Consider the following 13,536-nt stretch of genomic DNA (forward strand, 5'->3'; position numbering starts at 1 on the left):
TACCATTTTCATAACTGTCTATTAAGTTTATAATATATAGTTGTTACAATTAAAAGTTGAAATCATTATTAGTTATTAAAATTCATTCTGAAGCTAAGAATTTCAATTGTATAATAAGGAAAATACAATAGTTAATTAGAGCCATTTTAAAGAGAGATACAGGGGGGTTTTACGTGTTTAGCGGAAATAACAATATTAATATTCAAAAAGCTAATGTTTTAAGTCAAGCATTGCCATATATTCAAAGATATAGTGGAAAAACTGTAGTAATAAAATATGGTGGAAATGCAATGATTAATGAGGATTTAAGAAATACAGTTATTAGAGATATAGTTCTTTTAAACTGTGTTGGAATAAAAGTTGTAGTTGTTCATGGTGGAGGTCCAAAGATTAATGAGTATTTGGGAAAAATAGGTAAGAAAAGTGAATTTGTAAATGGACTTAGGGTTACAGATGGTGAAACTATAGATATAGTTCAAATGGTGCTTGCTGGAAAAGTTAATAAGGACATAGTATCATTAATTGATAAAAATGCTGGAAAGGCAGTTGGACTGTGTGGTATAGATGCCAATCTTTTAAAGGCTAAAAAGATAGAATTACAAAATGGAAGGGATATTGGATATGTTGGAGAAATAGTAGATGTAAATGAATCTATTATTGAACATTGTCTCAGTGGAGGATATATTCCAGTTATTTCTACAGTAGCACTAGGAAAAGATGATGGAAAGGCATATAATGTAAATGCAGATTTAGCTGCATCAAAAATAAGTGTTAAATTAAAGGCAGAAAAATTTATTTTGATTACAGATGTACCAGGGGTATTAATGAATCCGAAAGATGAAAGTACACTTATTTCAGAACTTGATGTGAAAGATATCCCAAATTTAATTAATGATAAAGTTATTAGTGGAGGAATGATTCCTAAGATTAACTGTTGTGTTCAAGCAGTTGAAGGTGGAGTTAAGAGAACACATATAATTGACGGAAGGGTTTCACATTCACTTTTATTGGAGATATTCTCCCATGAAGGTATAGGTACAATGATACGTTAAGAGTAAACAATATAATAATAAAAGCATCTTGTTCAAATCGAATTGGATGTTTTTTATTTTTTTGTAATATTTTATTGTTTAAGCTAATATAATTAAAAAAATGATATTTACAATTTGTTGCTTCAAGGAGTATTACAGAAGATAGTAATAGGATGCATTATTATTCATAATAGTTTTCAGTGAATGAAATTTTTACATTTAGATATACTATATAATAGATTAATCAGTAAATTAAAAAATAATGAGAAATAATATTGACAAGCCCCGGTAAAGATTGTATTATATACTTGATAATGAATTTCATTATCAAGTATATAGCGAGGTGATTTAGGTGAGTAAAGTAAATATTATCTATTGGAGTGGAACTGGTAATACTGAATCTATGGCAAAATTAATTGCAGAAGGGGCAAAGGAGAAAGGCGCAGAAGTTAAACTTCTAAATGTTTCAGATGCGAAAGATGAAGATATAAAAGAAGCAGATGTGGTTGTGCTTGGTTCACCATCCATGGGTTCAGAAGTTATTGAAGAATCAGAGATGGAACCTTTTGTTGAATCAATATCTCCAATCATTTCAGGTAAAAAGGTAGCTTTATTTGGATCCTATGGATGGGGAGACGGTGAGTGGATGAGAAATTGGGTATCTCAAATGGATGATTCCGGCGCTAATTTAGTAAACGATGGATTGATTGTACAAGAAGCACCAGAAGGAAGTTCTGTAGAAGATTGTAAGAATTTTGGTAGAGAATTAGTATAAATATAGATAAAAAGGGGTTTGTTAGAAGATGGCAAAGACAAGTGAAAATTTTATGAACTTTATTGATTACAGCAATGAAAAAGACTATATGATGAATCTAATAACATATGCAATATCTCCAACAATAGCTGGTTATAAGCCATCTTCTATAATTACTATATCAAATAATTATATGGGGATGTTTGATTTATGGTGCAAGTACGGGGAAGAATATATAAATAATATAAATTTAAAGGTATTTGAAATCACAAGAAAAGAAAATGTTATAATATTGTTATTTTATAATGAAAGATTGCTATCAAAAACTTTATTTTATGAAGATAATATGAAACTTTTATCTAAGTTTGGATATTCAAATAGAATGTCTTTAGAACAATGTTTAGAATTACTAAAGTTTAGGTATGCAGATATAGTTTGCCCACATGAAATAGGCATCTTTTTAGGAATACCAGTAAAAGACGTGGAAGCTTTTATTAATTGCAATGGTAGAGAATGTATGTTATGTGGTTATTGGAAGGTTTATCATGATAGGGAAAAGGCACTAAAAACCTTTGAAGATTATGATCGTACAAAATATAATGTTGTAAAACTTTTAAAGAGAAAAGTTGAACCAATAAGAATGATTCAAGTATTATCAGCGCAATATCAGTGTAATATTTAGAAATAACCTGCAATATTTATGTTGCAGGTTATTTCTAATGTTTTATTTACTTTTAAAATGCTTATTTCTTATATTTGGTTTAGAGCAACTTTCAGAACAATGCCCACAATCGCATTGTCCACAAGATTTTTTCTTCATACTCCTAACAAACAAGAATAAAGCTGCTGCTATTATAAAAATTGTTATTATTATTTCTATTATGTTTTCCATAAAATCACCTTCTTAACATCATGGAATTACTGGAAGTTGTAATGCTTCTAGTAATTGAATGGAGATAACAGTGGTGCATCCTTGGATAATTTATATTATATATAAATAAAAGCTTACATTTATTTATAGCTATATAAATAAGCTACCAATTCTATATATTATAAAGGATATAATCCAAGCTAAAGATATTTGATAAACTATGGAGAAGATAGTCATCTTACTTCCATATTCCTTTTTCATAGTTCCTAAAGCTGATATACAAGGAGGATATAATAATACAAATACTAGAAAAGCATAAGCACTAATTGGCGTAAATAATTTTGGAAGTAATTCTGATAAATTTGCACCATATAATACTCCCATAGTACTTACAACTACTTCCTTCGCACCTAAGCCGCTTATAAGTGCAACAGAATTTTGCCATGTTCCAAAGCCTAAAGGTTTGAATATTGGAGCAAGTATATGGCCCACACTAGCAAGAAAGCTTGATTCTATATCTACCTTACCGGTTAGACCAAAATTTGATAGTACCCATATTATTACCGATATAGAGAATATTATTGTTCCTGCTTTTTTCACGAATCCCTTACCCTTATCCCAGGTATGAAGTAGAAGACTTCTTAATTCCGGTATTTTATACTCAGGAAGTTCTATTATTAAAGGTTCCTCATCTTTTTTGAATAAAGTACTTTTAAATAACAATCCTATTATAAATGCTATTATAATTCCTAATAAATATAGAGATCCTATTACGAGACCTTGATGTTTTGGAAAAAAAGCAGCTGTAAGTAGTGCGTAAATAGGCAATCTAGCATTGCAAGACATAAGTGGTATTAATAATGCAGTAAGTTTTCTGTCTTTTTCACTTTCAAGAGTTCTTGCAGACATTATAGCTGGAACACTGCAACCAAAACCTATGACAACTGGTATAAAAGCTTTACCTGATAATCCCATCTTTCTCATTATATTATCCATTAAAAATGCAGTTCTCGCCATATAACCGCTGTCTTCTAAAATAGATATACAGAAGAATAGTGTAAGTATTATTGGAAGGAATACTATAACTGAACCAACTCCACCAACTATTCCATCTATTAACAGTGAACTGAACCAAGGACTAGATGAAGCTAGCAATGAATGAAGTAATGGAATTAAAGAATCATTTACCAAACCATCAAGTAAATCTTGAAGCGGTTGTCCAACCCAAGAAAAGGTAATTTTAAAAATTAAACATATAATTCCTATAAAAATTGGATAAGCTAAAATTTTATTTAAAAGTATATTATCTATCTTTTCTGTAGCAGATTTTTTGATTTCTGATGATTGTTCTGCGCACTTATTTAGTATAGATTCTATATAATTATAGGTTTCTTTTTCAGATTTAAAATCATAATTATTTTCATCAATTGATTTTGAAAAATTACCTTGTACTAGTAAATCTACAACTTTGTCTATGTCCTTATGTTTTGAAGCGACTATAGGTATTACTGTTACATTGAGTTCCTGTGATAATTTCTCATAGTCTATATTAAAGCCTTTTTTTATAGCTACATCAATCATATTTAAAACTAATATTATAGGTTTTTTAAATTTTTTTAATTGCATTGTAAGATATAAATTTCTATCAAGATTAGAAGCATCAACTATATTTACAATTACATCTACATTGTCATTTAATAAAAAATTCTTTGAAACTTTTTCTTCATTAGAATAGGTATCCATAGCATATATACCAGGCAAATCAACTATTTTAATAGATTTATTTAAGAAACCTTCTTTTTTTTCAACGGTTACTCCAGCCCAGTTACCAACATATTGATTTGAACCAGTAAGAAAATTAAATAAAGTAGTTTTACCTACGTTAGGATTACCAACAAGTGCAGCAGTTAACATTTTATGCCTCCCCTAAGGAAATGTTTTTTGCATCGTTTTTTCTGATTGCAATATTAAAGCCTCTAACATGGATTACAAGGGGATCTCCAAAAGGAGCAGAGGTTTTCATTTTTACTTCAGTGCCTTCAATAAATCCTAAAGCAAATAATCTTTTTGCCAATCTTTCATCTCCAGATATATCTTTTATAATACCTTTTTCGCCGGGTTTTAAATCAAATAGACTCATATTAATACCTCCCTAAATGAAAATCATTATCATTTGTAAATATATATTATCATGTCTTTACTAAAATGTCAATGGTAAATGGGAATAAAGATCATTTAGAGTGAATTAAGTTAATAATTTTGGTAAATAATATAGAAACAAATTTTATTTACACTATTGACAAAGTAAATTTTATATTCTATTATTTAAGTTAGCTTAATACTAAAATTAAAGACTAAGAAGAGGAATAGTAAAAATATAAGTTCTTTAAAAGAGAGGGAATGTAAGCTGAAAAATTCCTTAAGGAGCCATTTTGAACCTGCCTTTGAGTTCTGCACTGATATTAGGTTGCAGCGGTTAATTATCGTTAAAAAGTAAGAGTGAGTATTTTTAATTAATTTATTAATTAGGGTGGTACCGCCGATATAGTCTCGGTCCCTTTTGGGGATTTGGGGCTTTTTTTATTTATATTAGTACTTCTTTTTTATTAAAAGTGAAATAGTGTGTATTTAGTTCAATCAGTAGATAAATACTGTAATAATTAAAGCAATTAGCAGGAGGAGAAAATTTTATGTCAAGAAATAATAATAAAAGAGTTGAGCAAATCACTTCTATGGATGAGGATTTTGCACAGTGGTATACAGACATTGTTAAAAAGGCAGAGCTTGTAGATTACTCTAGTGTTAAGGGATGCGTTATTCTTAGACCTTATGCTTATGCCATCTGGGAAAACATCCAAAAGTATTTAGATGGAAAGTTTAAAGAAAAAGGTCATGAAAATGTGTATATGCCACTTCTTATTCCAGAAAGTTTACTTCAAAAGGAAAAAGATCATGTAGAGGGATTTGCTCCAGAAGTAGCTTGGGTTACTCAAGGTGGAAATGATCAGCTTACAGAAAAATTATGCGTTCGTCCAACTTCAGAAACATTATTCTGTGAACACTATGCTAAGATAGTTCAGTCCTATAAGGATTTACCAAAGCTATATAACCAGTGGTGTTCTGTAGTAAGATGGGAAAAGACTACAAGACCTTTTCTAAGAACTACTGAATTTCTATGGCAGGAAGGTCATACAATACATGCTACAAAGGAAGAGGCAGAGGCAGAAACTATACAAATGCTAAATATCTATGCAGATTTCTGTGAAAATATGCTTGCTATACCAGTAGTTAAGGGTAGAAAAACTGAAAAGGAAAAGTTTGCAGGGGCAGAAGCCACTTATACCATTGAGTCATTAATGCATGATGGTAAAGCACTTCAATCTGGAACTTCTCATTTCTTTGGTCAAAACTTTGCAAAGGCCTTTGGAATACAGTTTGCAGATAAAAATGAAAAGCTTGAGTATGTAAACCAGACTTCATGGGGTATGACTACACGTATAATTGGAGCAATTATCATGGTACATGGTGATGACGAAGGTTTAAAGATGCCACCAAGAATAGCACCAACTCAAGTTATAATAGTGCCAGTAGCTCAGCATAAGGCTGGAGTTATTGAAAAGGCAACTGAATTAAAAGATAGAATATCTAAAGTGGCTAGAGTTAAGATGGATATTAGTGATAAGACTCCAGGCTGGAAGTTTAGTGAATATGAAATGAAGGGTATTCCAGTAAGACTAGAAGTTGGACCTAAAGATATAGAGAAAAATCAGGTAGTACTTGTTAGACGCGATACTAGAGAAAAAATATTTGTACCAATGGATGAATTGGAAACAAAGATACCAGAACTTTTAGAGGATATACACAATTCTATGCTGGCAGCTGCTACAAAGGCAAGAGAAGAAAAAACTAGTACAGCAACTACCATGGAAGAGTTTAATGATAAGGTTGAAAATAAAACTGGATTTGTTAAGGCTATGTGGTGCGGCGACAAAGAATGTGAAGATAAGATAAAGGAAGTTACAGGAGCTACTTCAAGGTGTATACCTTTTGAGCAAGAGGAACTTTCAGGTACTTGTGTATGCTGTGGTAAAAAGGCTAAGCACATGGTATATTGGGGAAGAGCATATTAATTAAAATATTAAAAGGGGGAAGGGTGCTACTGCATAGGTAGATACCCATAATGATTATGGATGAAAATAGTATATGGTTAATGGAGCAAAAGATTAAGAGAACTATTGAAAGCTTAGAAAAAAACAACATGGAAGGCTATTATGCTAAAGATGAAAAAGAAGTATTAGATATAGTTAAGAAACTTGTAAATAAGGGAGAAAGCGTTTCAGTAGGTGGATCTGAAACACTTTTTCAAACTGGTGTTATTGATTTTTTAAGAAATGGTGATTTTGAATTTTTAGACAGATATAAGCCAGGTTTAACTCGTAAAGAAGTAGTGGCTATATTTAAAAAGAGTTTTCTAACTGACACTTATCTTGTAAGCAGTAATGCAATAACAGAAAATGGAGAACTCTATAATGTAGATGGTAATGGAAATAGAGTTGCAGCAATGTTATACGGACCAGATAAGGTTATTGTAATAGTTGGAAAGAATAAAATTGTTAAAAATTTAGATGAAGCAATTCAAAGAAATAGAGAGTATGCTGCTCCAGCTAACTGCAAAAGATTAGATAGAAAAACTCCATGTACAAAGGTTGGATATTGTATGGATTGTAAAAGTGAAGAAAGAATTTGTAATGAATATACTCTTATAAGAAGACAAGGGACCAAGGGAAGAATAAAGGTAATAATTGTAGGAAAAGAATTAGGATATTAATTATGAAGGATACTGTTACTTATTCACTTATTGAGGAGCATGTAAACTCTAATCAATATTATATGGATATAGCAGATTTAGCAGATAAAGTTCTGCTAAATGGAAAATCAAGTATATATTCAGTTATAGCGGCTTCAAAATTACAGCATGATATGATCGGATAAAAAAAATATAGATTTATAAGAATAAGAGTAGTGATAAATCAACCTTTTATCACTACTCTTATTTACATAAAAAGATATATCAATATTGTTTTCAGGCTACTTTACTTCAACAGCATTATTATAGTTTACTTTAAAATTTTCACCTTTTTTCATTAAAATATGGCCTGAAGAATATTCTTTTCCATCTACAGTTAATTTAACATGTGCTACATTAAAGTAGTTTCCAAGGGTATTAACAACACTTGTAAGTATTCCGTTTTCCATTGAAGTACCAGCATTCATTTCTGTAATAAATTCTTTTGAAAAATCTACATATACAACCTTTTGTACATCATTTAAATATAATTTATTTATTTTTGTATTAGCACTCATTAAAGGTTGTGTACCACTTATTAAGGTTTTTCTAAAATTATCTTGGAAAATATTCTTTATATCATCGTTGGTTTTTAGATTAATTGTATTTCTTTTAAACATAATTGCTACATCTGTGTCTGTCATTTTAGGATAATAAAATTTTATAGTTTGAGTTACATTAGAATTAGGTATACTCTTTTTTAAAGATGTAGTAACTGTAGAACCTTCAGAAGTAAATATAGTTTTTACTAGACCATTATTGATTGAATAATAATCTTTAACAGTAGAATTACTACTGGTTGTAGTAACCTCTAAAGCTTTGTATTTACCAGAAGGGGTATCTACAGCAACATCTGTTCCAGTTATAGATCTCTTTCTTCCATCTGAGAGAGTCCAACTAGTACCTTTTTGTAAAGGTTCTTTTAAAAGTACTTCATTAGCATTGCTTTGCAAAGAAGTTAAATCATCTCTATAATAAAATTCTCCTCTAGAATATACTAATTTAAGTTCACCATTTTCATACTGAAGAACTTGCCCCATGGTAGTACCTGCATTTATAGATCTAAGTTGAATTTTGTTACCTTTTATAAAATCTACATACACATCTTTAGAAGCATATTCATTGCCACTGCCAGCATAACTTAATCTCAAGTTTTCCTTAAAAGGATAGTAATTTTTTATAGTATAGTTTGTTTTTGGTGTAGCATTATTACTAACATTATTTTGAGTATTTTTATTGGTTATACTATTGGAATTTGTGTTATTAACGATATTAGTTATTTTATTACAACTAGTAAATAAAATAGCTGAAACTGCAAGTATAAGGAAAATTGAGAGGTTAAAAGTAGTTTTATATTTTTTCATGTAAAACTCCTCCAATCTAACATTTATTTATATGAATAGTATATCACAATATAGATATTATTAGAAATAGGATAAGGAAATTCTGAAAGTTAAATAAGTATGATGAGATTATTTAGAAAATATAAAATGCATAGTCAAAGACAAGATTATTTTAAATATGGAATAAGCAACCTTACCACACTTTCTACAAGTTCTAGTAAAAGTAGATTAAAATTGGAGTGTTAAATATGCTGAAGTATAAGATTTGCATCTTGAGAGGAAAACTACATTTGTTAATTTTAGAAGATGCTGATTATGGAGAAATATTAAAATTAAGCCAAGAACTAGATGAGGTAATAGTAAAATTTACATATGAAAAATTATATGATATATCTTCACAAGAAAAATAGAATGAAAAAAATACGTTAACTGGATAAACAGCTAACGTATTTTTGGATAATAATTATTACTTGATTTTTAAAAAGTCTAAAACTATATTTTTAATATCTTTTTTATCACAAACAGTATTGTGTACCTGTGGTTTAGTATCAATATCTTTAATACCATTAGGGATAGGATAATTTGTTATTTTACTCAATTCTTTTATTAATTCAAATTCATCTACACCATTATATTTTTTATCTATAGAACTCATTACAGCCTTAGGGAATTTAAAAGGACTTGCAGTAGATAATATTACTGTTTTTGTATGGTCATTAGTATCAGCTTTATACTTTTTATACACTGAGTAAGCAACTGCAGTATGAGTATCTATAGCTTCCTTGTGAGTTTTATAAAGATCTGTAATAACATCACAAGTTTCAGCTTCAGAAGCATATCCGGCATAGAAGTCCTTAAGTTTGTTTTTCATGTCTTCATCTATGGAGTATTCACCTTTAGTTGATAAAGCTTCCATTAAAGCATTTACTTTCTCTGGATTTTCGCCACTTATAAAATAAAGAAGTCTTTCTAGATTACTTGAAACTAGTATATCCATAGAAGGAGAATTAGTAACATAGAAGTCCCTGTTTCTATCGTATTTCCCTGTGTTTATGAAGTCAGATAATACCTTGTTTTTATTTGAAGCACATATCAATTTATCAAGAGGAAGTCCCATGGATTTAGCAAAATATCCTGCAAGAATATCACCAAAGTTACCAGTAGGAACTACTACATTTATTTTATCACCTTCACTTATTTCACCTTTTCTATATAAGTCTAAATAAGCTGAGAAATAGTATACCACTTGAGGAATAAGTCTTCCAATATTGATTGAATTTGCAGAAGAGAACATAAATCCCTTTTCGTCAAGTTGTTCTCTTATTTTATTATTAGTAAAGATTTCTTTGACAGCTTTCTGAGCATCATCAAAATTACCTTTTATAGCTACTACGAAAGTATTATTACCATCATGAGTTGTCATTTGAAGCTTTTGAACTATACTAACACCAACTTCAGGATAGAATACTATTATCTTGGTTCCTTCCACATTATTAAAACCTTGTAGAGCTGCTTTTCCTGTATCTCCAGAAGTTGCAGTAAGGATTAAGATTTCTTTATCTATACCTTGCTTTTTTACAGAAGTTTTTAATAAATGAGGCAAAATAGATAATGCTACGTCCTTAAAAGCTAGAGTAGGGCCGTGGTGAAGTTCAAGAAAGAAGTCATCACCAATTTTTTTCACTGGGGCAATTTCTTTAGTGTCAAATTTATCATCATAAGCCTTATCTATGCAGTTTTTAAGTTCTTCTTCAGTAAAATCAGTAAAAAATTTACTCATTACAGTATAAGCCAATTCTTTATAATTAAGCTTTGAAAACTCTTTCACATTAAAATCTATTTTAGGGATAATGCTAGGGACGAAAAGACCTCCATCCTCTGCTATTCCTCTTATTATAGCCTTAGAAGCACTGACTGGTTCTCCTTGGCCTCTTGTACTTTTGTATATTAAATTATCCAAGATATTTCCTCCTTAATATTTGCTTTCAGATACAACATTACATGTCTTAAATAAATTTTTCAACTCTTATTAAATTTTTAATTTCATCTACAACTGGAAGTTTTTTTAGGTCTTCTATGGATTTCATAATATTTCCTTCTAGTGTATCATGTGTAATGAATACTATACGCACAATATTATTTTTATCCTTTTCACCTTTTTGTATGAAAGAAGAGATACTTACATCATTTTTCCCTAATATAGTAGAAATTTGACCTAAAACACCACTAACATCTTTTACTGTAAGTCTCAAATAATATCTAGAAGAAAATTCTTCTCTAGGAAGTATAGTTTTTTTCAAATCAGTATTTTCAACCAATGAAATTGAACGTAATGTCATATCATTTCTTAAGATTGATATTATATCACTGGCAACGGCACTACCTGTTGGAAGTGATCCAGCACCTCTTCCATAGAACATTAAATCTCCTACAGCATTTCCTTTTATAAGAATAGCATTAAATGAATCATTTACATTTGAAAGTGGGTGATTTAATGGAATCATTGTAGGATGAACTCTAAGCTCTAAAGAGTTACCTTTTTCTTTTGCGATTGCTAAAAGTTTAATTGTATATCCAAACTCTTTTGCATTCTGGATATCATAAGAAGTGATTTTTGAAATACCTTCTCTATATATATCATTTACATTCACATTTATTCCAAAAGACAATGAAGTTAATATAGCTAACTTATATACAGCATCGTAAGACTCTATATCTGATGTAGGATCAGCCTCTGCGTATCCTTTTTCTTGAGCTTCTTTAAGAGCTGTTTCAAAGTCCATGTTTTCATGAGACATTTTAGTTAGGATATAGTTAGTAGTTCCATTTATTATTCCAACAATTTCTTCGATTTTATTTGCTGTAAGGCTTTCTTCAATACCTTTTAATATAGGAATACCACCGGCAACACTACCTTCATAGTAAAAGAGAACGCCTTCTTTTTTCGCAAGGTCTAATAATTCTTTACCTTGAATAGCAATCATTTGTTTGTTTGCAGTTACTACGTGTTTTTTGTTTTTAATAGCTCTCAATACATAATCAGCAGCAGGGTCAACTCCGCCCATTAACTCAACTATGATCTGGATACTATTATCATTTAATATATCTTCAATATTATCAGTTAATACTTCTTTAGGAACATCTATACCTCTATCTTTATTTACATCTTTAACGAGAATCTTAGTTATTTCTATCTCACAACCAGAACGACGTACTATCTCATCTGTGTTGTTTTTAAATATTTCCCAAACACCTTTACCTACATTTCCTAAACCTAATAAGGCTATTTTAACTTTATTCATATTATGATTTTCCCCTTTAAATTTATTTTTATTGAATAACTAGCATACTGTTACTTCAGTACCATTACAATCGGGTTTTAAAAGTTTTATTTTCCATGAAGCTTCTGTAGTATTTAAATATGATTCCATTTTACCTAAAAATTCAGTATTGTCCTTATCAATTACTACCATTAAAGTAGAACCTGATCCGCTAATAAACTCTCCAAAGGATCCAAGTTCCTTTGCTGTTTCAAAAATATCATTTAATCCTTTTATGGAAGCGCCTCTATAAGGCTGGTGTATTTTATCTTGAAAACAAGTTCTTAATTTTTTAAAATCTTTATTATAAAATGCAGAAATCAGCATAGCCGCTCTGGAAATGTTAAAAACACAATCTTCTTTAGTATATTCACTAGGCAAAACTTTTCTTCCATTTGCAGTACTCATTTTAAAATCTGGTATTAATGCCGCAAATATAAGATCTTCTGGTGGATTTATTTTAGAATATATAACTTGGTTATCTTCAACTAGTGAAACGTCAAGGCCGCCTTCAAGTGCAGCAACTACATTGTCTGGATGTCCTTCTATTTCTGTTGCTAGATTTAGAATTTCCTGTTTTGACATAATATTATTCATGATGTGATTAGCTGCGTGGATTGCAGCAGCAATACATGTAGCACTACTTCCAAGACCTCTTGAAAGTGGTACATCTGCCTTTGCTACATTTATATAAAGACCTTTAAGTTTATAATTATATCTATCAAAGGTTTTAACCATGCTATAGTAAATTAAGTTTTCACTTAAAGGGATTGAAGAAGGTTTCCCATTTTCCAAAAAGATTATATCCTTATCAGTTTCTTCAATTTCAAATTCATTATACAAGTTTAATGCCATACCAAAAGAATCAAAACCAGGTCCCATATTGGCTGTACTAGCAGGGACTTTAATTTTAAGCATATTTTCATCTCCTATTCCATTGCAATTAAATCAGCTTTAATAACATTTTCAGTGTTTTTTATGTCATCTATTAATTGTTCTAATTTTATTTTTAAATTATATGTATCAAAGGTAATGCTTACGTTAGCAGCATTATTAATGGGTATGTCCTGATTTATTGTAAGAATATTAGCATGGTTTTCTGCCATCTTGTCAAGTATTCTTGAAAGGGTACCAGTTTTATGACCAAGAAGTAAATAAATAGCTACTTTATTACTTTTCATGGATTCAGAAACTGAGAAGACATAATCTTTATACTTATAATAAGTACTTCTACTAATTCCTACAATTTTTACTGCTTCGCTTATATCATGAGCTTTTTTTATGTTTATAAGATCCTTAACTTGCATTACTTTTTGAAATATATCAGGAAGTACCTTTGTATCTACTAATAAATATTTATTTTCCATAAGT

Annotated in this window: 15 protein-coding genes and 1 other annotated feature; of the genes, 7 read left to right on the forward strand and 8 right to left on the reverse strand. The window is 29.9% G+C overall.

The window, feature by feature from the left end; translation table 11 throughout:
- The first annotated feature begins 173 nt into the window (after nucleotides 1–173).
- The 3 genes from argB (at nucleotide 174) to RH99_RS04850 (ending at nucleotide 2,467) form a co-directional block, all read left to right on the forward strand.
- On the forward strand, nucleotides 174–1,052 hold the full coding sequence (gene argB, locus RH99_RS04840) for an acetylglutamate kinase (protein ID WP_010234700.1): 879 nt from the start codon (nucleotides 174–176) through the stop codon (nucleotides 1,050–1,052).
- Between the two features lie 331 nt (nucleotides 1,053–1,383).
- Nucleotides 1,384–1,806 (forward strand): flavodoxin, encoded by a 423-nt coding sequence (locus tag RH99_RS04845; protein ID WP_010234702.1) that lies wholly within the window; start codon nucleotides 1,384–1,386, stop codon nucleotides 1,804–1,806.
- Between the two features lie 28 nt (nucleotides 1,807–1,834).
- Nucleotides 1,835–2,467 carry a DUF3793 family protein gene (locus tag RH99_RS04850; RefSeq protein ID WP_010234704.1) on the forward strand — a complete coding sequence of 211 codons (633 nt, stop codon included), beginning with the start codon at nucleotides 1,835–1,837 and terminating at the stop codon, nucleotides 2,465–2,467.
- Between the two features lie 42 nt (nucleotides 2,468–2,509).
- Here the strand turns inward: RH99_RS04850 and RH99_RS18525 are convergent, their stop codons facing one another.
- From RH99_RS18525 to RH99_RS04860, 3 genes are all read right to left on the reverse strand, one after another.
- Nucleotides 2,510–2,677, reverse strand: coding sequence for a FeoB-associated Cys-rich membrane protein (locus RH99_RS18525; protein ID WP_010234706.1), 168 nt, complete (start codon nucleotides 2,675–2,677; stop codon nucleotides 2,510–2,512).
- A gap of 129 nt (nucleotides 2,678–2,806) precedes the next feature.
- Entirely contained in the window at nucleotides 2,807–4,570 is a 1,764-nt protein-coding gene (gene feoB, locus RH99_RS04855) for a ferrous iron transport protein B (protein ID WP_010234708.1), read from the reverse strand.
- Between the two features lies 1 nt (nucleotide 4,571).
- A complete protein-coding gene (locus RH99_RS04860; RefSeq protein ID WP_010234710.1) occupies nucleotides 4,572–4,796 on the reverse strand; it encodes a FeoA family protein in 225 nt (74 codons plus the stop codon).
- A 207-nt stretch (nucleotides 4,797–5,003) separates the two neighbouring features.
- Nucleotides 5,004–5,218 (forward strand) — a binding site (T-box leader).
- Nucleotides 5,219–5,346: 128 nt separating this feature from the next.
- Between RH99_RS04860 and proS the strand changes: the two genes are divergently transcribed.
- From proS to RH99_RS19185, 3 genes are read left to right on the forward strand one after another with little or no spacing between them, the layout of a single operon-like run.
- Complete coding sequence (gene proS / locus RH99_RS04865) at nucleotides 5,347–6,786, forward strand: proline--tRNA ligase (RefSeq protein ID WP_010234714.1); 1,440 nt, start codon at nucleotides 5,347–5,349, stop codon at nucleotides 6,784–6,786.
- Between the two features lie 56 nt (nucleotides 6,787–6,842).
- The gene (locus tag RH99_RS04870; protein WP_010234717.1) at nucleotides 6,843–7,484 is read left to right on the forward strand and encodes a lactate utilization protein; all 642 of its coding nucleotides are present in this window, start codon (nucleotides 6,843–6,845) and stop codon (nucleotides 7,482–7,484) included.
- 2 nt (nucleotides 7,485–7,486) lie between these two features.
- Entirely contained in the window at nucleotides 7,487–7,648 is a 162-nt protein-coding gene (locus tag RH99_RS19185) for a hypothetical protein (RefSeq protein WP_158511935.1), read from the forward strand.
- Between the two features lie 96 nt (nucleotides 7,649–7,744).
- Here the strand turns inward: RH99_RS19185 and RH99_RS04875 are convergent, their stop codons facing one another.
- The gene (locus tag RH99_RS04875) at nucleotides 7,745–8,866 is read right to left on the reverse strand and encodes a GerMN domain-containing protein (RefSeq protein WP_010234720.1); all 1,122 of its coding nucleotides are present in this window, start codon (nucleotides 8,864–8,866) and stop codon (nucleotides 7,745–7,747) included.
- Between the two features lie 227 nt (nucleotides 8,867–9,093).
- On the opposite strand from RH99_RS04875, the gene RH99_RS18530 reads away from it, so the two are divergent.
- On the forward strand, nucleotides 9,094–9,255 hold the full coding sequence (locus RH99_RS18530) for an aspartyl-phosphate phosphatase Spo0E family protein (RefSeq protein WP_081504372.1): 162 nt from the start codon (nucleotides 9,094–9,096) through the stop codon (nucleotides 9,253–9,255).
- A gap of 56 nt (nucleotides 9,256–9,311) precedes the next feature.
- Here RH99_RS18530 and thrC read toward each other — a convergent pair whose 3' ends face one another.
- From thrC to RH99_RS04895, 4 genes are read right to left on the reverse strand one after another with little or no spacing between them, the layout of a single operon-like run.
- On the reverse strand, nucleotides 9,312–10,805 hold the full coding sequence (thrC, locus tag RH99_RS04880; protein ID WP_010234722.1) for a threonine synthase: 1,494 nt from the start codon (nucleotides 10,803–10,805) through the stop codon (nucleotides 9,312–9,314).
- A gap of 46 nt (nucleotides 10,806–10,851) precedes the next feature.
- Nucleotides 10,852–12,147 carry a homoserine dehydrogenase gene (locus RH99_RS04885; protein WP_010234724.1) on the reverse strand — a complete coding sequence of 432 codons (1,296 nt, stop codon included), beginning with the start codon at nucleotides 12,145–12,147 and terminating at the stop codon, nucleotides 10,852–10,854.
- A gap of 39 nt (nucleotides 12,148–12,186) precedes the next feature.
- Nucleotides 12,187–13,083, reverse strand: coding sequence for a homoserine kinase (gene thrB / locus RH99_RS04890; RefSeq protein WP_010234726.1), 897 nt, complete (start codon nucleotides 13,081–13,083; stop codon nucleotides 12,187–12,189).
- Between the two features lie 11 nt (nucleotides 13,084–13,094).
- Complete coding sequence (locus RH99_RS04895; RefSeq protein WP_010234728.1) at nucleotides 13,095–13,532, reverse strand: ACT domain-containing protein; 438 nt, start codon at nucleotides 13,530–13,532, stop codon at nucleotides 13,095–13,097.
- Nucleotides 13,533–13,536 lie beyond the last annotated feature (4 nt).

Source organism: Clostridium arbusti SL206, from assembly GCF_000246895.1.
Classification (GTDB): domain Bacteria; phylum Bacillota; class Clostridia; order Clostridiales; family Clostridiaceae; genus Clostridium_I; species Clostridium_I arbusti.